Origin of the sequence: Treponema sp. OMZ 838, assembly GCF_000775995.1 — a bacterium.
Classification (GTDB): Bacteria; Spirochaetota; Spirochaetia; order Treponematales; family Treponemataceae; genus Treponema.
In genome coordinates this window covers 973,546-995,196 of sequence record NZ_CP009227.1, presented here as the reverse complement: position 1 = coordinate 995,196, position 21,651 = coordinate 973,546, and the positions used below count along the sequence as shown (strand labels likewise).

Below are 21,651 nucleotides of genomic sequence, written 5' to 3'. Positions count from 1 at the left end.
TTTCAGCCTCCTATGGTTACTATAGTCATTTATTCTGCCGGTTGACAGATTTTTTGCAGTTTTTTAATAAAACTGCTTATTGTTCTGCTTGCATCGGTTTTATCTTTGCCGAACTGTGCGGCAATATCTTCTTGCGTGGGGAGGTTTTCCGCTTCAAAAAACAGCCGGATGAGCGTGCGTCCGTGTTCCGTATCTGCAAAACGTGTATTGTGCAGGACTTCAGCTATTACAGCGCTGTCTGTTTTTGCCGCATCAAGTTCGCATAATACCCGATGGGTCAGCAATGCGGAAAGATACGGCTTTGTGCGGTCTTGCGATGCGGCAAACGCTACATCAATAAGCTGTAGGCAGCATTCAATGTGGTCTTGTTCTATTAAAAAGGTATCTGCTGTTTTGTAACCGTTTTGGATGCATAGTGCCACAGAATCAAACAGAGAATATCCATTGCTGTTTTCGAAATCGATATGTTCCGATTGTATAGCAGTCTGAACCTTCCACTCCATGAGCTGGGCTATTTCATTCACTGTATAATCGGTTTGTTTTGCAAGCCATGCTTGTGTTTCAGCTCGTTCTATATCTTTCCCATAGTGTGCAGCAGCGGCGCACAGCCGATTCCATTTTCGCCGTTTGTTCTCCGGAAGCGGAATGATCTCAGACTGAAAAGTATGCAGTTTTATATTTGCGCGGTTTATTTCTTGTTTTAAAGAGCGTGCAAGATAGTTAATATAGTGTTCGGCAGTTCCTTCATAGCTGAGCACACTGCGGTTTACACATTCCATTATTTCAATCGCGGCATTTTCAATTTTTTCCGGATTGAAAGTAAGTAAAGCCCAGCGCCATACGGCATCGGTAAGTTTTGTCCGCAAAGTAAGAAACTCCATACAGGCAGTATTCTTCTGTTGAACAAACGGAAACAGTTCCGCTGCGATTCTGATAATCTTTGCTTCCTGCTGTTGTTTTTCCATGTCCATCTCCGGGCTTTCTCTTTGCCCTGCAAAACACTGCAACAATTACAGTGCAAAAAAGGCATCCAAGGCTTTTAATGCTTCCGTTCCGTTTGGAGCTTCCATTGTCCCCATAAGATTATTTAAATAATAGAGCGGCGTAACATCATACAGTTCAGGATTTTCAGGATAGGCTATTCCGTCGGCATGTTTGATAAACTCAACTTTGCCGTATATGATTTTTTTTACATCTGCATCAAAAAACTTTTCCGCAAAATGAAAGGCACACATTAAAACCATGGGGATTGTTTTTTGTCCGAATGTAATATCCGCATAGAGTTCAGCGCCTTCTTCTATAAACGGCAGCATTTTACGGAGCCGTGCTTCATGGCTTGCTTTTGATTCAACAAAATCCGTTGCAAGCCGCTCATATTCGATATGCGCACCGATAGCAGCATTAATCGAATTTAGTTCTTGCTGAAAAAGTTCGGCATTTTCTCTTGAATGATCTTTGCCGGTAATGGTTGTGAGGAGTACCGCTTTTACCTGATCTCCTTTCTGCAATTTTTCTGCAAGCACGGCATTGACAGGAAAAACCACCTTACCGGTATAGCGGCAATCGGCATTTCCTGTTCCTGCATAACATTGGGTATCTGTAGTGTCATTCATTTTTTTCATAGGAATATCTACAAATATAATCTTTTTCATTGAAAACCTCACTTTGGGCACCCATAAAAACTCAAGGATATTGATCGAAGATGCTCCATTATAACTATTAGCGTCAGAGTGAAAAAGAGTTGACATATTATAAAACGATTGTAGCATATTTTTTATTCGTGCGGAGTAATGGGTATGTAAAACCGCAACCTTTTTACATCCTATGATGTTCCTCATCTTCCCCACCGCCGCACTCTTTCTTTTCGTACTTTTTACCTGCTTAAAAAAATAATTGGTAAGAGCCTTTTCCTTTCAACATTAGCAGCATATTTCCTTGGACAAAAAGAGTTGTTCAAGGGTTTGTATCTTGAAAAAGCGGAAGAGGAGCAAGTGGCACAAGAAAACCGAACCCCATGGCAAGCATATCCGGTGCTGTATCTGGATTTTAATACCGGACAATATGAACTGAGCGGAGCTTTAGATGAAACTCTTAGTTATTTTTTAGATACCGAAGAGCCGAAATACAATCTACAAAAGAACGGTCGCGCTCATGCTAAGCGGTTTACATCTCTGATACAAGCTGCATATCAGCAAACCGGCAAGCAGGTCGTTATTCTTGTAGACGAATACGATAAGCCGCTTCTGCAAACGATGGGAATAAATGAAGCGCTGAATGAACACTACCGCAATACGCGCAAAGCCTTTTACTCGGTAATTAAAACCTGCGATCAATATATCCGGTTTGCCTTTTTAACCGGAGTAACAAAGTTTAGCAAAATCAGCATTTTCAGCGATTTGAATAATCTCAAAGATATCAGCCTCAATGAAACCTACGCCGGTATTTGTGGCATTAGTCAAAAAGAGCTTGAAGCAAATTTTCAACCTGAAATAAAAGCGCTTGCAGAAAAACAAACGCTTAACTATCCGCAGACGCTTGCTGCCTTAAAACAGTGGTACGACGGCTACCTGTTCCATCCTGCCGGGGAGGGAATGTATAATCCTTATAGTCTCCTCAATGCCTTTGACGATAAAGAGCTCAAAAGCTATTGGTTTAGCACGGGGACACCGACTTTTTTGGTCCACTTCTTAAAAGAAGCGCATTATTATATCCCCGACTTGGACGGCAATGTGCAACTTGATGAAGATGGGCTGCAAACGTATCGGGCAATAGCGCAAGATACCCTGCCGATTCTATTTCAAGCAGGGTACTTAACAATAAAGAAATATATCAGCGATTTAAGACTCTATCAGCTGGGCTTCCCCAATGATGAAGTACGGTACGGCTTTTTGCATAATCTTTTACCCGCATACTCTGACGTGCCGTTCGGTCAAACAGGGGTATGGATAGGGCGGTTTGTACAAGACATCCGCAAGGGTGATGTAAATAGCTTTATGGAGCGGATGCAAGCGATTATTTCAAGTATTCCGTATGACAACTTCACCGACAAGAACCTAAAACTGCGTGAACAAAACTACCAGACAGCAGTGTATCTTGTCTTTGCGCTGATGGGACAGTTTGCACAAACGGAGGTGCATTGTGCGACAGGAAGAGCAGACTGTGTAGTGCAGACAGCGGATACTGTTTATATCTTCGAGTTTAAACTCTCCGGTAACGGTACGGCGGAAGATGCAATCGCGCAAATAAAAGAGAAAGACTATGCCGCAAAGTACATGGCGAGTGGGAAGAAAATAGTGCTCATTGGAAGTTCCTTTGATGAAAAGACGAGAACGATAAAAGACTGGAAAGTGGTTAATGAATAATTGATAATGGAAATCTCTTCGGTTTGCCTTATGCTGGGATAGAGATCCGTCATGCAACCTTTAGACAGCCCTCAATAATTATGGTATACTCAATCAATATGAAAATCGCAGCGACTTATGATATTTTAACGAATTCAATTTTCCAGCATTTTGGAAAAACAGAGCATTTTAAGGTTTATACAATTGAAGCCGGAAAAGTAACGAAAACTGAAGTAATCGATAACGGCGGTTTCGGGCATCACGATTTGCCAACCTATCTTAAAAGCCTTGGAGTTGAAACGCTCATCTTAGGAAACCGCGGACAGGGTGCGATTGATGCGCTGAACAACGCCGGGATTCATCAGCTGGCAGGAATTACCGGCTCCCCGGATGAAGCTGTCGCAGCTTTTTTAGCAGGCACATTACAGGATGATCCGAATGCTCAATGCAATCATCATGGGGAACATCATCACTAATAGGATAGGACAGTACTCCTTTTTATAAAGTTGAGGTGTTCCGCATACTATGCTATAATCTCCGCTATGAATACCGAAAAAACGGCGGAACGGCTTCTTTCCGCACTGGAAAAAGCGATTAAAGGGAAGAAGGATGTCCTCCGTCTTTTTATTACCGCATATCTGACCGGCGGGCATGTTCTTTTAGAGGATGTGCCGGGCGTCGGAAAAACCACACTGGTAAAAACATTTGCAGCACTCATCGAAAAAGACGGGCAGCCGGCGCGGTTCAGGCGTATCCAATGCACCCCCGACCTTTTGCCCTACGACATCACCGGCGTGGAAGTCTTTAATGCAGGGCTGAATACCTTTGAATTTATGGAAGGCCCGGTGTTCGCGGATATCCTGCTTGCAGATGAGCTGAACCGCACCCCGCCGAAGGTACAGTCCGCCTTGCTGGAAGCGATGGCCGAGCGGCAGGTAACTGCCGGTACGGTAACCCGTCCGTTAAGTCCTTACTTTTTTACGGCGGCTACGCAAAACCCTGTGGAAAGCTTAGGCACCTATCCGCTTCCCGCTGCTCAGTTAGACCGGTTCAGTATATGCCTGTCAATCGGCTACCCCGATGAAGAAGCGGAAACCGAATTGCTGCATGAACAAACGCACCTTCCCGCTGCAGAATCTGAGCCGGTTATACCGGTTGTTTCCATACAGGATATCGCGGCTTCGCGGGAAGAGCAGCGGCAGGTATTTGTGCATCCCGTACTCGAAAAGATAATCGCTCGAATCGGAAAAGAGACCCGTGCTCATCCTGCGTTTAAGCTCGGCACATCGCCTCGTGCCGGTTTGCATTTGCTGTACCTCGCCCGCACCTTTGCGCTTGTCAACGGACGCAATTGGGTTGAGGACGGAGATATCCGCACACTTAGCTCCCTCGTACTTGCTCACCGGTGCTTGATAAAAACCGGCGACGGCTCGGCTTCGGAACTCATCAGCAGCATTACCGAAGCGGTTATCCGCACCGCCGACAAACAAACGGATTGGACAAAACCGGCTGAGGCACAATAAGGCATGATGCGGATACGGATGACGAGGCACGGCGCAGTATACACCGTGATGGGCGCGCTGTTCTTAATAAGCGGCTTGCTCCGCGGAGAGCTTTTAAGCGCGGTATGCGGCGGGTTACTTGCGCTCTATGCCGGTTTCGCTGCCGCTGCTGTAGCGGTTACCGCCCTGTGTTGGAAATCGGAAGAACCTGATTTTGCCTCAGACGGCGGCGGCTTTACGGTTACTCCCGCCTGTTCCAAAACGGCTCAGTCCGAATCTGCAAAGACCTTCCCGCCTTGTGTTCCCGGAACCGCAGCCTTTTATACCATTGAGTTTTCGCTATCACCTGAACCTACCGCAGAAACGGCCGCACGTCTTTGCATCCCATTGCAGGGAATACAAACAAAATATCATCCTGAAAATCTAACCCGCGGACGGTACTTTTATAAACGGCTGTATCTCAATATCCGGGACTTTGCCGGTTTTTTTGCCGCGGCGTATACACAGCCGCCTTGTCTGTCCGTGCCCTACATCGTAGTACAGCCGGTGCTTCCGCCGCAAAAAACGGTATTTCCCGGTCTTCGTTCCCGTGCCGTAAACGACCTTCCGTCGCAAGAGCGCACGAATGAACTCTATGAATCCCGTCCGTATTTTCCCAGCGACGATCCGCGGAAAATTCACTGGAAGCTCTATGCACACACCAATACGCTTTCCATAAAGCTTGGCGCTTTTGAACCGCCGCCGGTTAAGCGCTTAACGATATATATAGAAGAGCCGGTGTACGTGAAAAAAAAGAACGGGCTTGGGTTGCCTCCATTTTTAACGCCTTTATCGGCCGTCTTTCCGGCGTGATTATAGAGCTGCTCAATGCCGGAATCCAATGCTCTCTTCTATTATATGATTATCCGCAGCAGTCCTTGCAGCGGTACGAAATAACGGAAGAAGCGTCCGCTGCTGCTGCGCAGATACAAAATCTGCTAGCCATACCGGCGCTCCGTGCTTCACCGGAAGCGCTTCCCGACGCGGCGGAAGTCTTTAATGCAGTACCGGACGGCGGGGGATTGTTATACTGTTATATGCCGACCGGTGGCGTCCCTCGCAATGCAGCCTCTGCGCCGTTTCGCCCGCCGCGTGCAGAAGGTATAACCAACGTTGAAACGTTTTTTTGTCTTGCCGCGCCACCGGCATCGGAAGACTTTATGCAGGCCGATGAGCTACGGCATCGTACTTTAAGCAAGACGTACATACACCGGCTGCTGTATGCTTCCACCGCTTCCGCACGGCAGGATGCTTTTTATCGAAAGGTGCAGGAAGCTGCCGAACGGGAACTCCGTATCTTTACCGCAGGAAATTGCCATGCAGAACTACTCTAAACCTGCCGTCGTGCTCCGTGTATGTTCACTCCTGCTGCTCCTTTCGGTACCGTACCGCTATCTTGCCGGTATTCTGCCCGCAGCGGCGCTGCCGGTATGGGGGCTTTGCTGCACGGCGGTAATTCACTTTCTGCATAGAAAGAGAATTCGTGCGGAAGCGGCAGTGATTATCGGCTTTTCCGCTGCGCTGCTTATCCCTGTATGTGTTCTCGGCTTGCTCGCGTTGATACCGCAGCTTATTGCGGACACCCTCTTTTTGCGCATCAAGCTGATATTCGGCTTACTTGCGCTAACCGCCTTCATCAGCGTTACCTCAACAGCGCTGTTCATTTCTACCGAGCGGTGGCGGCGTTATGAACCGCTTACTGCTATTCTCGTGTTCTCCCTGCTGTTTTTTCCACAGCAGCACTATCGTCTGACAGCTTTTTCCAATCCGCTCTTTGCGGCGGGCTTTGCCGGTGTTTTCATGCTGCTTCAAACAGCCTTGCTCTGCATTCCGTTTTTAAAACGTAGACGGTTCGCAACGTTTGCACTCATCTTTATCGGGTTAACGGCGGTTTTACTTGCGCTCCTCATCAGGACATTTAATAAAGGCTCCGTCGGCAATAACGGCGGACTGCTCGAACAAAAGCTTTTCGAGTTTGATTTTTCTCAGTTTTTGCAGTTGCAGGATGAAGTAAAAATGAACACCAATCTGGTGATGGTGGTGCATGTTGATCAGGAATATGATTCACACTTGTTCCGCCGTATGTACTTGTCGGGCTGGAGTCCGCAAAAAGGATTTTATGAAAAGTCGGCGCCCGGCGAACCGGAGCAGCCGCTGCGGATTACTCAGCAACCGGCGGAACTTCCGCATCAATCTTTCCTGTGCCGCGAGCGGGTCAGTCAGGAAATATTTACCGTCAACCTTGATCCCAACTCCCTGGTCGCGCTCGATTATCCGCTGTCGGTAACGCCGTATACGGTTTGGGACACGGTGAGCTTTAAAGGCGCTTACAAGGTGGAAAGCGAGGTGCTGCACGGTGTGCCGCTCGACCTTATTACGGCGGAGCCTCCGTCGGGAAATCCGGCTGAGGGGCTTTCGGCGGAAGCCTTGCGTTTTTATACGTCCGTAGATTCCGGCACAAAGGCGCTGCTCTTTCCTATCGCGGAATCGATTACCGCCCCCTTTGCGCTCTACTATGATAAGGTCTACGCCTTGCTCGAATATTTCCGCGAGGGCGAGTATCGGTATTCGCTTCGTCCCGGGCAGGCTCCCGACGGCGATCAGCTCCGGTATTTTGTAACCGAATCGAAAAAAGGTTATTGCTCGTACTTCGCCTTTGCGTACTGCCTCATGCTCCGCAGTCTCGGCATCCCTGCGCGGCTCGCTGCCGGTTTTTTTCTACAGCCTGAATCGGGCATCCTCAATTATTATCCGGTACGGGCGAATATGGCTCATGCGTGGGTGGAAGTCTTTTTCCCGTATCTCGGCTGGGTGGACATAGACCCGACCACCGAACAGCTTGCGGACGGTGAATCGCTCGATTTTTCTTTTCAGGCAGGCGGGGATCAATTTACGCAGCTCCTCGACGAAATCCTATTAAACCGCTCGGCGCTCCGTATCAGGCACGGCGGAACGCTTTCGGCGGCAGAAGCCCAAACCGTTGCTCAACGTGTTTCGCAGTTCTTTAAAATACACCGCGGAATACTATTCTGCATTGCTGTGCTCGTTGTGATTCTCTTGTACGGCGCCTTCCGTGCCTATCCGTATCTGATTATCAGGTATTCACGGAATAACCGGAAAATCATTCTCACGCTGAAACGGCTGCACAAGCATCCGAGCGATGCCTTTTACGCACTCACTCAAAAAGCAAAGTTTGCGCCGTCCTGTACCGACGAAGATGTTGCGACTGCAAAGCAGCTCTACCGCTTGGAGAAAAAGCAAGGAAAAAACGCTTGGAATCGAAGTCGGAGGGACGGCAAATGAAAGCACAATACCGAAAAAATTGGCAGACCGATACACACGACATTCCGAACGATATGGGCACACAGCAGAATAAGCGAGATGATAAGGTTGATATGCACAGAACACAGGCTGATGGTAAACGCGGTAACGGGCTGCTCCTCGTGGTGTTTTTGTTTCTATTACCATTACATCTTTTCTCTGCATCAAGCACATCGAACGCTGATGAGCTGCTGCAAAAAGCGGACGCGGCGGTGCAAGCGGAAAACTGGGATACCGCTGCTGCGTTGCTCGAAGAAGGTATCGCACGATACCCGGCAAATGAGCTTTTCCAACTCAAGCTCGGCGATATGTATTTTAGCAACGGACTGTATGAACCGGCATACCGCCGCTTTACCGAAGGCCTGCGTATCAACCGATACAACATCAAACTCCTGTACGGTGCAGCGAGTGCAGCAGCGTCATTGAATAAAGCAGAAGAGGCGCGCGGTCTTTTGCACGAATATCTTTCGTATAATCCTACCGATATTTTCGGATGGTCAACATACGGATGGCTCTGTTTTAAAACACACCGAACCGATGAGGGGATTAAAGCGATGCTCGATGCCCGCAGCAGCTACGGCGATGACGGCTGTATTGCGAACGCGCTCGGAAATTTGTACGGCGAACTCTTCGACTATCGGAATGCGGCGCTCTATTACCGGAAGGGCATTGAACTCGCACTGCAAAACGATTCGCTGTACTCGGCCTCGGTGTATTCCTACAACAAGGCGATCTTGGAAACCGAATTCTATCATTTTGATCAAGCTGAAGAAGATGCCCGCAATGCTTCCGACTATTTTTCACGCTCATCGGGATATTTGATTCTCGGAGAGCTTGAAGAGCGGAAAAATAATTTTGACCGCGCGATTGCCTATTATGCGCAATCGACAAAAGATAATTATACGCCGCTGCCGCTGATCAATCTTGCAAAAATCTATCTGCGGATGGGGCATTGGGAGCAAGCGGAACGCTATATTACACAGATCGAGCGGGTTACCGACTATTCGTGGATTGCGAACTTCGGGATGAGTACCGCGCAGTTTTATACTGAGCTGTACGGCCTGTATCAGACGTTATACGAAAAAAAATATGCGGCGGAAAAGATGCGGATACCTGAAAGCGCCAAGGATTTTTTTGTTCGGTCTAAAAATCTTACAAAGTATTCCGCTTTGATTCGATATTATCGAGCAGCTTTTAGTATCCATAATTTGAAATTGGCAAAGGAATACACGATAGCGGATACGGACGGCAATACGCACGGTTTGTATAAAAACAGCTTCTATTATCGAGCATTTCAGTCGGTACCGTTTAAGGCGCGGCGGTATTTACGCCGTGCGGAGGCGCTGGAAACGTCGGTTATTCCGCAGGCGCGTCCGTCATACATTGCCGAAAAAGGTATCCTGCTCCGCGATGAACAACTGCTGCGGGAAGCATTGGTTGCCCTCGACCCGGTGTGGGAGAAAGAACTGCGGGAACAAGCTGCTGCGGCGCTGATACTCTGCACAAGAAACACTGAACTGAAAACAGCGCTCTATCAAGAGCTGCTGCAAAGTAATCCCGCCTGCTTTCCCGAACATTGGATACGGCTGCCGGTTACGCTGACCTGTACCGATGCAGACGAACGCTTTAGCAAACGAACCGAGAAACGCCTTGCAGCCGCTTTAAACAAATCGTTATTTACGGTTTCCGCACACGCGCCGTTTTCCGTCACGGCAGTCTGTACCGAAAGCAGCATCCGGCTCAGTCTTATCGGCCAAGACGGCAGTATCTATTTCCGCTATAAGCATCCCGCTCCCGTTTCCGATAAACATGAGGCAGCTGCCTGCGTCAACCGTTTCGCTGAGCGACTGTTTAGAGTTGAGGTGAATAGAGGTACAAATTAATAATTATTTTAAAAATATGGCAGAGGAAACAGGTATGCCGTATCAGAATATAATTAATTATTATCTAAAGGATTGTGTAAAAGAAAAAAGACACTTGGAAGTTGCATTTCGGGAATAGACGGTGCTGGCATATCCATTCCCTATCACAATAAAAAGAACTGTTCAGGTGTGTATGTCGGAATGCGTGATAATTTAAAATCGGAAATATTACGGGAAAGTATATAATCAATATTGAATTTAACGGCACTGACTTCGATTACTGCGTCTTCATAATCCGTTATTGGTGATAGTAATGAAGCTTTCAGTATTGTTTCATCAATTGGAATAATCTGAAAAATATCAAACAATGTTGAAATAGTAGTTACTACTTTATTCTTATCTTTTTGTTCTTTGAATAAAAAATATGATAATGTTGTAACTTCATGTGCACAAATGTACCCCGTTAATACACTTTCAGCGCACATATTAATGAGTCGCGCCGCTTCTTGATGAAAATTTTGTTTGTTTAAAAAATCAAGAATGATATTTAAATCAATGAGTACTTTTTTCATTGAATATTTGCCTTAATTCGTTTTTATCCGGAATGGGTGAGTTATGAAAGATTCCGTATAAAGCCTGCACTTTTGACTGGAGCGGCTGTGTTTGATTATTTGTTTTTAATTTGCTTAAATACTGTTCAAATAGCTTCGAAATGGATAAACCGTTTTGACGGGAATATGTATGAGCGAAGTTAATGAGTTCATCATCGATATTAAGTGTCAGTTTTTTTTGCATAGCCTTCTCCTACGTATAAAATATAATAATACACGTAATAATTGTCAAGGAATCAAACTTTCTCGCTAACCTTACTGCTGCTCCCCTTACACCTCCGAAATTTCATATAGAAAGAATACGTCTGCTTTAAGTATTTCCGTTATATTTGCCCTGCCTATCTTGAATTTTCCTCTTGTACGTTTTTTTTTTTTTGGGGGGGGGGGGTAGTTATGGAAGAAAGTATTCTGAAAGGAGAAAAATATGAAAAAAATATTACTGTCAATATTTGTCGCGCTGACTGTTTTTTGTGCAACTGGGTATGGTCAAGGAACTAAAAGTAACTGGATGCCGCCGCCATTTCCTCAATGGTTTATAGAACTTTCGGAAATTGAAAAAGAGGCACTTTTGCAAATGGGAATAAGCAGCGGTATTACTTGTACTATCGTACCGCCCGGCTGGGTACGTATTGAAACGCGAGAAATAATTAAACAGCATAAATATGCATGGGCATACAATGAGGATGATCCGAATATCTTTTCTTTTATAACCCGCACTCGGAACGGGCAATATGTACAGGTCATGATAAGCCGCTACTGGCTTAATAATCTCAGGTAATAAAAATGCCGTAAAATTTTTACACAAAGGAGCATAACCACATACATGAAAACACTTAAAACAAGGATAATGATGTCTGCATTCGTAGTGATATATTGCTTTTTGGCAGTTTCTTGTATGACCGTGGATAGACGCGGAGCTTTTCTTATTGATAGTCCGAAAGTAATAAAAGAGCATAATATTATAGAAGATAAAATTCTCCCATATATTGCCGAAGTGCTCGAGTACAATAATCCCTCCGGTACAAATGATCCGCAAGCAGCGCAGTATTTCCGTACAGTCAAAACTGTCAATAACATGAACTCCGATAAATTCGTGGACTGTCAGGACTATGCCCTCCTTTTTTATGCGCTGTGTAAGTATTATAACATTGACTGTAAGCTGGTCGGTAATCCTACTTTGCGCCATGCATATAATCAACTGAATGTCCGCGGTCATGCCGTTGATGTTGAACCGCAAAGCGGAGAAGGAACTGTGTATTTTGTTGCACAGCACGGTTGGGAGCTTTCTGAAAATGGGCTTTTTATAAAACGGATCAATACACATCCTGATAATATAGTTATGGATATTGATGAATGGAACGCATATGGCAAAGAAGGACGCTTTGTCAGCCCTGCCAATATGGAGCTGTTTAACTATGTTGTCAAAAACGGACATCTCCCTAATTGGGAAATGAGAAGCAATTATCCGATGCCGGATTTATTAACCGGTAATAGCGTTCTCTTGCTTACGCCTTCTATAGGCTACAATTATTCTTACTATGGAGTCGATACCACCGCTCGAAAATCAGATCAATTTACATTCGGTATAAACTGGTTGCAAGTTGCACGGCCTCCCACCCGCTGGTCATATATGATAGGTGCAGATTGGGCAATAGGCGGTAAAATAACCGAAAAGAACACTTCTCGTGCGCAATGGGGAGAACCGTATACGGCCTTTTCATCGGTTTTATCTGCACATCTACTCATCGGCTATACCTTTAATGTAAAAGATTTTTATCTGACACCCGCCGGTGGCATCGGGCTTTCTGCCAGCATATTCGGCAAGTCATCATTTATCTCTTTTACCGTACCGATCGATTTGGATATTAAATATTATTTTACCCGCAGCGTCGGGATCAGCATTTCCGGTATGGGGACATTTGGTATAGGTTCCTTCATTACTTCTTCTGAAATGCCTGTTGATAGTGCTTCCGCATTCTTTCTGAGGGCATCAATGTTCCATCCTATCAGTATGAATTTTGCAGTAAAAATCGGTCCGACAATCAGAATTCCCGGTCAGAAAGGACTAAACGAAAAAATCCGTGAATTGCAGAATAAGCGAAGGTAGGAAAGAAATAATTATACTAAAACGCCATAAAATTTTTACACAAAGGAGCATAGCACACATGAAAACGCTGAAAAAATGGATGATGATGGCAGCACTTGCGGCATTGGGTTTAACGTTGAACGGATGTATCAGTTTTTGGAAAGGGATTGTAGAGGCGGCGGTACCGACCATTGATATGGCACGGCTCGATCATGACAATTACAAGTACTATACCTATAACGGACAGTCGGTTAAAGCAGTGTATGCCGGAACCCGCCTAAACTGCCTGTATATTGAACGCCGCGCAAACGAGCAGAAGCGGCAGGCAGAGTATCTGAATAGTTTAGAAACTAATGTTGGTGATTCATCAGAAACTTACATTATAACTGCAAGACGAGGAAAAATATCCGGTAAAACCGGTACATTCGGGAAAGGTGAGCAAATTGACACCTCCAATATGCCCGATTATTTCAGTTTTGTCATACATTCGGCAAACATCAAACTTGCATACGACCAGTCATACCGCATGTGGTTCCCGCAATCGGAAACCCAAAACGACGGCGCAAACGGCAATACGCTGGTCAATCTGTTTTACCAGCAGCAGCGCAAACATCCGTACTCGACCGGCAGCAATTTTAAAAATGCCGTTGTTGTATACGAAATCGCTCCGCTGCAAAACGGCGACCTGTACTGGTGGGACGATGGTAAGCTTTATTATTATCAGAACATCTACGTGTTCGATTTTAATGCGCAATAGTCGTAATATGGCTGTATTCTCGAATTAAACCGCAAGGGAATCTATTGCTTCGGATTTTGGGTACAGCTTAACAGAAACATGACGAGGGTTGGTATTTTAAACGGATGTTGGGTAAATATCGCTTCTGGTGTGTTTGTGTTGCAAGAAATAATCATCCAATATATTTTTCTTATAAAATTTAGTTCAGTGCTTACTGAACTAAGGGAAATTTTTTTATACTTAGGAGGAAGAATCTATGAATAATTGCAAATATTGCAAAACTGAAGTTGTAGATGGCATTAAACATGAGATATGTTTAAATGAAAGATTAAAGGAATTAAATAAATCAGACAAAAACATTCCCTGTATGAACAAGTTGCCGTGTGGAGAATTTAAAGAAATAAACAAAGCCCGCAATTACTTGATATAACATACAAATGGCTGTAAGTTGTATGCAATGAGGGGGGGTATGCCTTTATTGCAAGTCAGAGAATGTCCTGAAGATATTTATAGAAAAATTTCATACGTTGCAAAAGCCGAAAATAGAACTATAGCGCAACAAGTAATAGATGTATTATGCCATATTAGCAAGAAGAAATGATGCAACACTCATCACTAATGATAGGTATAGCATATAGCAATCGACAACCCCTGCACCTTGCGTCTCGGAGTTGTCGATTTATCTAATACATTTACTTTGATAAAAAAACCGGCTTACCAGCTTTCCTGTCTGATTACGTAGTCGGTGAAGGAATGATTTGCCAGTGCTTCTTTTACTTTTTCAAGATCGTCAGGCTGTATGCCCGGAAGAACAACCCGTACCGATTTTTCAGTACGCTCATACGCAGGGTCGAATCCTGCTTTTCTCAGTTGGACAACAAGCCGCAGCGCATTTTCTTCCCGTGCAAAAGCGCCCAGCTGAATTCTCCACAACACGCCTGAAGTACCTTGTGAATAAACCGGAGCCGGAGCTTGTTCCGGTTGTGCGGAAGCTGAACGGTTTGCAACACCTTTGACGGTGTCGGGCTTTGCTGTTTGTTTATCTACAGGTGCCGGTTGTCTTTGTGTTGTGTTAGGCTGCGATGCTTGTGCTTGTGTTACTTTAGACGGTGCCGTTTGCGCTTCTGCTGCTGTCCCGGAACCTTTAGCAGGTATGTCGGACACCGCCTCCTTCTGAACAGGCACTACTTCAGGCTGCGTACCTGAGGCGAGAGGCGTTTCTTTTTGTGCAGATTTTGCCGGTGTGTCGCTGTAAACATCAGTTGTCGCAACGAGTGCTGCATGATCAAGCGAATCAACCTTTTTAATCGAAACCCGTGTGATACCGCGGCTAATCATTCCCAACGATTTAGCGGCAGCTTTTGATAAATCTATCTCGCGGTTTGGGACGAATGGGCCGCGGTCATTTACGCGTACCACCACTTTTTTCCCATTTTCAAGATTTGTTACTTCAAGAAAAGTTCCGAACGGCAGTGTTTTGTGGGCTGCCGTATAGGCATTCATATCGAAAATTTCGCCGCTTGACGTCGGCCGGCCGTTAAAAGCCTCTCCGTAATAAGATGCATAAGTTTCTGCTGTGAGTAATTCTTCCGCTCCAAGGGGCAATAACAACAATGCCGCCACCAGAGCCGACAGTACATGGTATTTTCTCATAAGATCCTCCCATAGCTTCATATAGACAATATCGGAAAACAAGAAAAAAAATTAAGTGCAAAAGAGGAAAGCATTTTTAAGGAATTAACGGGGAATATGCTCTATTGAGCCTAAAGCTTTATGATACGGGAGACTATATAAACATTGTGTATAAATAAGGTAGGAGATGTAAGAACCTGCCGGAGACGAGACTTGAACTCGTACGACCGTTACCAGTCAAGGGATTTTAAGTCCCTGGTGTCTACCAATTCCACCACTCCGGCAAAGATGATATACTATACCGGAAATTATAGAGGCGGTCAAGATTGTTTACAGACTCTCATTGTCATTTACATCATATTTCTCAAAAAACGGCACACTTTCCGCTGATACTGAAAGCGATGCAGGAAGAAGGGTATCCTTTTATAATGGATATCGGAACCGATGCCGGAGATTTTACGCCACGGTATAACACCGTTGTGGCAGCTTGCGGCAAAGACGGCTCTATACCCGATTTTATCCATTTTTCTGCGGGATTGTGGCCGGGGCGTGCCGCTATTGAACATCAGGTAGAGGCATTGCAAAAGCTTGAAGCCGATATTCAAGCGATTCTCAAAAGCGGGCAGTTGTATACGGCAGTCGGAGAATGCGGTATAGACCGGTATTGGAACCATGCCGGAGCAACCGGTACGGGAACCGGTAATCTCGCCGGTGAAGAAACGCTGTTTAAAGAACAGCTTGCCCTTGCCAAACGGTACGGATTGGCTGTGATTATTCATTCACGCGACGGTTTTGAACCGACGCTCCGTTGTATCGACGAAGTAGGCTGGCATCGAGGTGTCATTCACTGTTTCTCGTACGGGAAGAAGGAAGCCGAAGCTTTTTTAGAGCGGGGCTGGTATCTTTCATTTCCGGGTACCATCACATACACTGACAATGCGGAAACGGCTTCTGAAATAGCGGAACTGGTACGCATGGTGCCTGACGATAAACTACTATTGGAGACGGATGCCCCGTACCTCGCCCCTCAACCGGTTAGACGGGCGGTAAACACCCCGTTGAATATTCCATATACCTATCAAGCTGCAAGTAAATACCGGCAGTGTTCGGTAGAACACTTATGCGAAATTGTGCACCGGAACTGCCACCGTCTTTTTTCGCTGCTGTGTAAAGCCCCGGACATCCGTGTCCGTTCTGCATAGCCAGCGCTTTTGAAAATAGTGATACCGGATACAAGGCGCGAACAAAAATAAAGTGGAGGCGTACTTGTTGTACGTCGAGCATTTATTTTTGTGTAGCAACGCCGTAGACGGTATGCATATTTTCAAAAGTACAGTTGACAGGCTCAATCGCTTTTCTTACTATGGTACGATATGAATAAACACATTACAGCAGACGAACTTCGTTCCAAGTATATTGCATTTTTTTAAAAGCAAAAATCATGTGGAAATTTCCGGTAAGTCGGTAATTCCGGAAAATGATCCTACCGTATTGTTTACCACCGCAGGTATGCACCCGCTTGTTCCCTATTTGATGGGCGAACCGCATCCTGCCGGAAACCGTTTAACAGACTATCAAAAGTGTATCCGTACCGGAGATATTGACGCGGTGGGCGATGCTTCTCACCTTACCTTTTTTGAAATGTTGGGAAACTGGTCGCTCGGCGACTATTTTAAGAAAGAAGCAATCGGGTTTAGTTTTGAATTTTTAACCAGTCCGCAGTACCTTAATATCCCGATCGATCTCCTTTCGGTAACGGTCTTTGCAGGAGATGACAAAGTGCCGCGCGACACCGAATCGGCGGAGATTTGGGAAAAGCACGGTATCCCGAAAGAACGGATTCACTTTTTGCCCCGCGAGGATAACTGGTGGGGTCCCGCAGGAGAAACAGGTCCGTGCGGTCCCGACACCGAAATGTTCATCGACACGGGAAAGCCTGCGTGCGGCGCCGAATGCCGTCCGGGTTGCAGCTGCGGTAAATACGTCGAAATATGGAACGATGTTTTTATGCAGTATCGCAAGGAACAAGACGGTTCGTATCACACGCTGGAGCGGCACTGTGTCGATACCGGTATGGGGATTGAACGTACCGTTGCGATGCTGCAAGGCAAGAAATCCGTGTACGAAACCGAGATTTTTACCCCGCTGATTGCCGCAATCGAAAAGATAACCGGCTACCAATACGGCAGCGATGCTGAAAAAGATGTATCCGTCCGTATCATTTGCGATCATACGCGAGCCGCTACCGTTATCTTGGGAGACCCGAAAGCGGTGCTGCCGTCCAATATCGGAGCAGGGTATGTACTCCGCCGTATTATCAGACGGGCTGTTCGCCACGGCAGGAAACTCGGTATCGAAGGTACTTTTTTGGCAACTCCGGCAAAGGTGTTCATTGAGCAGTACAAGGGCGCATATCCCGAATTAAAAGAAAAAGAAGCGGTCATCACTGCCGAGCTTGAGGCGGAAGAAAAACGCTTCCTCGAAACGTTGAAAAAAGGCGAGGCGGAATATGAAAAAATGAAGCCGAACCTGTTAAAGAATGCTAAAAAAATTATCCCGGGCAGGCTTGCCTTTAAACTCTACGATACGTACGGCTTTCCCATCGAGCTTACCGAAGAGCTTGCGCGGGAATCGGGGTTAACCGTTGACAAAGCGGAATTTGAAGAGGCCTTTAAGAAGCATCAAGAACTATCCCGTGCGGGCAGTGAGCAAATTTTTAAGGGCGGTTTAGCCGATCATTCCGAGCAAACCACTGCATATCATACGGCAACGCATCTTTTGCATAAGGCGCTGCGAATGGTTCTTGGTGATCATGTTGAACAGAAAGGGTCTAATATTACGGTAGAACGGCTCCGCTTCGACTTTTCTCATCCGCAACCAATGACTGCCGAAGAAAAGGCGGAAGTTGAGCGCATTGTCAACGAGCAGATCCAAGCTGATTTACCGGTTACTATGGAAATAATGTCGCTTGAAGAAGCAAAACAATCCGGTGCGATGGCGCTCTTCGGTGAAAAATACGAAGATACCGTCAAAGTATACTCCATCGGGAACTTTTCCAAAGAAGTATGCGGCGGCCCTCACGTAGAACACACAGGAGTACTCGGCCGGTTTGTAATCCAGAAAGAACAATCGTCATCGGCCGGGATTAGACGTATCCGTGCGGTGCTTACAAAATAGGACACACGGGATCTGTAAGTAACTTACTGGCGGTTCGGTTGTTTACTAATATCAAAAACCTGAAGAGGATATGATGAAAAAACCTGTAATTACATTGTTTATTGTATTAAGTTTGTCTATAAGCGGCGTTTTTGCCCAAACTAATCTGCTGCCTATTGCAGAGGTGAAACTCAGTGGTCGGACACCTATTACGCTTGGTCAGCTTAAAACCCGTGTTTCAGCCTTAGAAAAGGAAATCGGACGGAAGATGACCGTTCCGGAACGGCAGCAAACGCTGGATGGTCTTATCAATGAACGGTTGATCGTCCAAGCGGCTGAAAAAGACGGGATAAAAATCATGGATTCGGAAGTAAACAATTACTTCACCGAATACGTATCCAATCAATTGGGTCAGCAGGTATCCGAAGCGGATTTTGCGAAACTTATTAAAGAAAAAACGAATATGTCGCTTGACGAATATATGAAAGCACAAAACGGTATGACCCTTGCTGAGTTTAAGAGCTTTTTACGAACCCAACTGACTGCGCAAAGATATGTGATGCAGAAAAAACAAAAAGAGCTGCAATCGATTCCCAGTCCGAGCGATGATCAAATCCGTTCGTATTATGAGGTAAATAAACAGTCTTTCGTGCAGCCTGACACAGTACAGCTTTTCCTTGTGGTAGCCCCGAAAGGCGACAAAGCAAGTACTGCGGAAAAAACGATAAAAGATATTCAGAAAAAGCTGACGGCAAACCCGAAGGCAACGGCTGATATCCGTACAAAATCGCAGGAAAAGAATTCAGCTTATCAAGCTGGAGAAATGTTTGTCAGTAAAACCGCATTGGCAGCCGAACAGCTCGGTATTCCGATGGAAGAACTTCTCAAGATTTTTAACATGAAAGTAGGCGAGGTGTCTCCGATAACCGAAACGGGTGTTAATTACCAGTGCTTTGTTGTTCTGGAGAAAAAAGATGCGAAAATACTCGGTTTAAGTGATGTCGTACAACCCGGCGGGAATGTCAGTCTCTACGAATATATAAAACAGATGGTGATCATGCAGCGTCAAAATGAAGCGCTTAACGATGCGTTGGTTTCGGTAACCAATGATCTCCGTAAACCTGATAATTTCGTCATATTCAAAACCGGCTCCGATCTCGAAAAAACGCTTTCGTGGTAAAAAATGGCGATCGGAAGACGACGCGGGAGGATCCTGGCGTTTCAGGCGTTATTTGCCTGGGATGCAGGATCATTGCCTCCTGATGATTTATTGCTCTTTCCCTGGGAGGAACGTACCGGTAAAGAGGTGCATGACGAAGATTTTTTATTTTCGCAGCTTCTTTTTTTAGGTACTGTTGAGCATATCAATAAAATCGATAGCCTCATTACCAAAAACTTGGAAAACTGGGATTTTAATCGGCTTAAATTGGTTGACAAAGCGATTCTTCGGCTTGGTACTTATTCGCTTCTCTTCCAACAAGATACCGATCCCAGAATAGTGATTAACGAAGCAGTCTCCATAGCCCGCACGTATGGTACCGATGATTCCTTCAAGTTTGTAAACGCAGTACTTGACAGTATCAAACGAGAGTGTTTAGACTGCTCTTATGAAAAGGACAAAAACTAATCTCTTTCTTATAGGAAGTCTTTTCCTCTGCGCCATTGCCGCAGCATGTTCAAAAACAGATAAAAATGAGCTTTTTCAACAAAAACTGAATGTCATTGACGGTGTTGTGCAAGAAGGCAACACTCAAAAAGCTCTAAATAGCTTACGTGCATTACGTAAAAAAGCACAGATTCCTATTCAGTATTTAAGCATTGCAAAACGGGAATTGCGGCTGCATAGTCCCGTACAAGCCTTACAATCAATTCAGGCAGGTCTGAAAAAATATCCCGATGATCCGATGCTGAAAGCGGCTCTTACTCATACACTGATACGGGAAGATCGGATAGAAGATGCGGCCGCGGCTGCTGAATCTTTGCTCGGCACTTCTTATACCGGTATTGGGACGGAGGCGCTTATCCTTGCGGATAAGGCAAAACGAACGTATCGGACACCCGTTTCATTTTGGCAAGAGGGATTTCGGCTTACGGGCGAACATATTTTCTTGGAGAATGCTGCCGTAATGCTTGCTCATCAAGGCGACATTGCACAAGCCGCCGCGCTCCGTTCCCGGATCGCCAAAGAAGAAGCGCTGCGTTCCCCCTATTTTTGGTCATGTTTGGCTTATGATATGGGAAACTTCCAGCCGGTACTGGATGATTTAGTCTACTCGCTCGCGTATGCCGACATGGCAGGTATTCCTGAAAATAATCCTAAAGCTTTTGAATACGCCCGCCGTCACCTTTTGCTTGCTGCCGATGCAAGTGCAGGACTTGGTGATATGGAGCAGGCACGCGGTTTTTGGCACATATATGTTGATCGTTATACGGATTCCTCAAGCGAAGTATTTTATAACTTAGCGATGACTGCCGCTACGGAAGAAGAAAAAGCCGAAGTATTGATTGATTGTATTTCGCAAAATCCGGGATATTATCCGGCTGTTGCACAGTATGTCCGTGCTTGTTCCGCTATTAATGCAGTACATAATCAAAACAATCCGTTGGATGAGTATCTGCAAAGCAAAGATTTTTTCTCGTTAGAGATGGAAAAAAACTTGTTTGTTTCTTCGGCTTTTACGCTTTCTGCGGAGCAAGTGCTTGAGGGGGCAATGGCGGCCGATAGTGAGGATATACGGTTCCTGCTGGAAGACTTTCGATACCGCTATGTCCAGCCGAAAAACTATACACAGGGAAACGGAGAAATGTGGAAAATTCTGGAAGCACATCCCCACAATCCGTTGGTCAAGGCGTATGCACGCTGGTACTTTGCTTCTTCAGGTGATTTTAACGCTTGTTTCGGAATTGATAAGGCTGATAATCATGATGAAGATGTATTCTACAACGGTATCCGGCGTGCGGTGCAAGGATATTCGACTGCGGCGCTAAAGCATTTTGCCGAGGTGGAAACGGAGAGCCGCTATAAAATTCCTGCCACGGTTGACCAAGCCTATATCTATGATGCCCGCAATGAACCTGATATGGCGATTAAGTATTTCTCCCGCGCCGCGGAGCTCCTTTCCGATAAACGCTCACAGAGTAAGATGCTCTACGAAGCCGCGCGGATATATGCCGAACGCAATGGGATGCCGGAAGCAATTGCGCTGTTGAATCGGGCGCTGAAACTTGATCCTGAAAATCATCGGGCAAATGTGCTGAAACAAAAATTGATTGCCGACGGCAGTGTGAATCGGAATTCCGGTTTAGATTCGTTCTTACAAACGGGTACGGATACCAATCCGCAATAGTGCGCAAGCGGCGGTGTG

At 45.7% G+C, this 21,651-nt stretch carries 20 protein-coding genes, 1 tRNA gene and 2 pseudogenes; 17 read left to right on the top strand and 6 right to left on the bottom strand.

The features are described 5' to 3' along the window. Positions 1-29: 29 nt before the first annotated feature. Both QI63_RS04450 and QI63_RS04445 read right to left on the bottom strand, forming a co-directional pair. Positions 30-965 (bottom strand): hypothetical protein, encoded by a 936-nt coding sequence (locus QI63_RS04450; protein WP_044014245.1) that lies wholly within the window; start codon positions 963-965, stop codon positions 30-32. A 45-nt stretch (positions 966-1,010) separates the two neighbouring features. Continuing rightward, positions 1,011-1,652 carry a TM1812 family CRISPR-associated protein gene (locus QI63_RS04445; RefSeq protein WP_044014243.1) on the bottom strand — a complete coding sequence of 214 codons (642 nt, stop codon included), beginning with the start codon at positions 1,650-1,652 and terminating at the stop codon, positions 1,011-1,013. Positions 1,653-1,949: 297 nt separating this feature from the next. Here QI63_RS04445 and QI63_RS04440 point away from each other — a divergent pair, with 297 nt between their 5' ends. The 8 genes and pseudogenes from QI63_RS04440 to QI63_RS13495 form a co-directional block, all read left to right on the top strand. Continuing rightward, positions 1,950-3,362 carry an AAA family ATPase gene (locus QI63_RS04440; RefSeq protein ID WP_369792408.1) on the top strand — a complete coding sequence of 471 codons (1,413 nt, stop codon included), beginning with the start codon at positions 1,950-1,952 and terminating at the stop codon, positions 3,360-3,362. A 98-nt stretch (positions 3,363-3,460) separates the two neighbouring features. Next, complete coding sequence (locus tag QI63_RS04435; protein WP_044014241.1) at positions 3,461-3,817, top strand: NifB/NifX family molybdenum-iron cluster-binding protein; 357 nt, start codon at positions 3,461-3,463, stop codon at positions 3,815-3,817. Between the two features lie 66 nt (positions 3,818-3,883). Next, positions 3,884-4,864, top strand: a complete 981-nt coding sequence (locus QI63_RS04430) for an AAA family ATPase (RefSeq protein WP_044014239.1) — start codon at positions 3,884-3,886, stop codon at positions 4,862-4,864. Between the two features lie 3 nt (positions 4,865-4,867). Beyond that, a complete protein-coding gene (locus tag QI63_RS13250) occupies positions 4,868-5,695 on the top strand; it encodes a DUF58 domain-containing protein (protein ID WP_235619783.1) in 828 nt (275 codons plus the stop codon). Further along, on the top strand, positions 5,692-6,216 hold the full coding sequence (locus QI63_RS13245; protein ID WP_235619782.1) for a hypothetical protein: 525 nt from the start codon (positions 5,692-5,694) through the stop codon (positions 6,214-6,216). The genes QI63_RS13250 and QI63_RS13245 overlap by 4 nt, the downstream gene beginning before the upstream one ends. Further along, on the top strand, positions 6,200-8,185 hold the full coding sequence (locus tag QI63_RS04420) for a transglutaminase TgpA family protein (protein ID WP_052185477.1): 1,986 nt from the start codon (positions 6,200-6,202) through the stop codon (positions 8,183-8,185). The genes QI63_RS13245 and QI63_RS04420 overlap by 17 nt, the downstream gene beginning before the upstream one ends. After that, complete coding sequence (locus QI63_RS04415; RefSeq protein WP_052185476.1) at positions 8,182-10,086, top strand: tetratricopeptide repeat protein; 1,905 nt, start codon at positions 8,182-8,184, stop codon at positions 10,084-10,086. Before QI63_RS04420 ends, QI63_RS04415 begins: the two co-directional genes overlap by 4 nt. Then, positions 10,085-10,204 (top strand): annotated as a pseudogene (locus QI63_RS13495) (antitoxin); the annotation flags it as partial. The gene QI63_RS04415 and the pseudogene QI63_RS13495, both read left to right, overlap by 2 nt. A gap of 25 nt (positions 10,205-10,229) precedes the next feature. On the opposite strand, the gene QI63_RS04410 reads toward QI63_RS13495, so the two are convergent. Next, a complete protein-coding gene (locus QI63_RS04410; protein WP_044014236.1) occupies positions 10,230-10,637 on the bottom strand; it encodes a PIN domain-containing protein in 408 nt (135 codons plus the stop codon). Next, positions 10,618-10,860 carry a DUF6364 family protein gene (locus QI63_RS04405; protein ID WP_044014234.1) on the bottom strand — a complete coding sequence of 81 codons (243 nt, stop codon included), beginning with the start codon at positions 10,858-10,860 and terminating at the stop codon, positions 10,618-10,620. Before QI63_RS04405 ends, QI63_RS04410 begins: the two co-directional genes overlap by 20 nt. Positions 10,861-11,100: 240 nt before the next feature. Between QI63_RS04405 and QI63_RS04400 the strand changes: the two genes are divergently transcribed. The 4 genes from QI63_RS04400 (at position 11,101) to QI63_RS13120 (ending at position 13,928) form a co-directional block, all read left to right on the top strand. Continuing rightward, positions 11,101-11,454 carry a hypothetical protein gene (locus QI63_RS04400; RefSeq protein ID WP_044014232.1) on the top strand — a complete coding sequence of 118 codons (354 nt, stop codon included), beginning with the start codon at positions 11,101-11,103 and terminating at the stop codon, positions 11,452-11,454. A gap of 45 nt (positions 11,455-11,499) precedes the next feature. Next, on the top strand, positions 11,500-12,783 hold the full coding sequence (locus QI63_RS04395) for a DUF2715 domain-containing protein (protein ID WP_044014230.1): 1,284 nt from the start codon (positions 11,500-11,502) through the stop codon (positions 12,781-12,783). A 58-nt stretch (positions 12,784-12,841) separates the two neighbouring features. Next, the gene (locus tag QI63_RS04390) at positions 12,842-13,519 is read left to right on the top strand and encodes a hypothetical protein (RefSeq protein WP_044014227.1); all 678 of its coding nucleotides are present in this window, start codon (positions 12,842-12,844) and stop codon (positions 13,517-13,519) included. A 235-nt stretch (positions 13,520-13,754) separates the two neighbouring features. Continuing rightward, the gene (locus QI63_RS13120; RefSeq protein WP_215904704.1) at positions 13,755-13,928 is read left to right on the top strand and encodes a hypothetical protein; all 174 of its coding nucleotides are present in this window, start codon (positions 13,755-13,757) and stop codon (positions 13,926-13,928) included. A 284-nt stretch (positions 13,929-14,212) separates the two neighbouring features. On the opposite strand, the gene QI63_RS04385 is transcribed toward QI63_RS13120, so the two are convergent. Together QI63_RS04385 and QI63_RS04380 are read right to left on the bottom strand one after the other, a co-directional pair. Then, a complete protein-coding gene (locus QI63_RS04385) occupies positions 14,213-15,151 on the bottom strand; it encodes a septal ring lytic transglycosylase RlpA family protein (protein WP_044014225.1) in 939 nt (312 codons plus the stop codon). Between the two features lie 177 nt (positions 15,152-15,328). Continuing rightward, positions 15,329-15,414, bottom strand: a tRNA-Leu gene (locus QI63_RS04380). A 42-nt stretch (positions 15,415-15,456) separates the two neighbouring features. On the opposite strand from QI63_RS04380, the gene QI63_RS04375 reads away from it, so the two are divergent. The 5 genes and pseudogenes from QI63_RS04375 (at position 15,457) to QI63_RS04355 (ending at position 21,633) form a co-directional block, all read left to right on the top strand. Beyond that, positions 15,457-16,332, top strand: coding sequence for a TatD family hydrolase (locus tag QI63_RS04375; RefSeq protein ID WP_044014223.1), 876 nt, complete (start codon positions 15,457-15,459; stop codon positions 16,330-16,332). 171 nt (positions 16,333-16,503) lie between these two features. After that, positions 16,504-18,307 (top strand): annotated as a pseudogene (locus QI63_RS04370) (alanine--tRNA ligase). A gap of 73 nt (positions 18,308-18,380) precedes the next feature. Next, positions 18,381-19,466 (top strand): MOSP complex formation periplasmic protein, TDE1658 family, encoded by a 1,086-nt coding sequence (locus QI63_RS04365; protein ID WP_081984398.1) that lies wholly within the window; start codon positions 18,381-18,383, stop codon positions 19,464-19,466. Between the two features lie 3 nt (positions 19,467-19,469). Continuing rightward, positions 19,470-19,913, top strand: coding sequence for a transcription antitermination factor NusB (nusB, locus tag QI63_RS04360; protein ID WP_044014219.1), 444 nt, complete (start codon positions 19,470-19,472; stop codon positions 19,911-19,913). Further along, positions 19,894-21,633 carry a tetratricopeptide repeat protein gene (locus tag QI63_RS04355; RefSeq protein WP_044014217.1) on the top strand — a complete coding sequence of 580 codons (1,740 nt, stop codon included), beginning with the start codon at positions 19,894-19,896 and terminating at the stop codon, positions 21,631-21,633. The genes nusB and QI63_RS04355 overlap by 20 nt, the downstream gene beginning before the upstream one ends. The last annotated feature ends 18 nt before the right edge of the window (positions 21,634-21,651 follow it).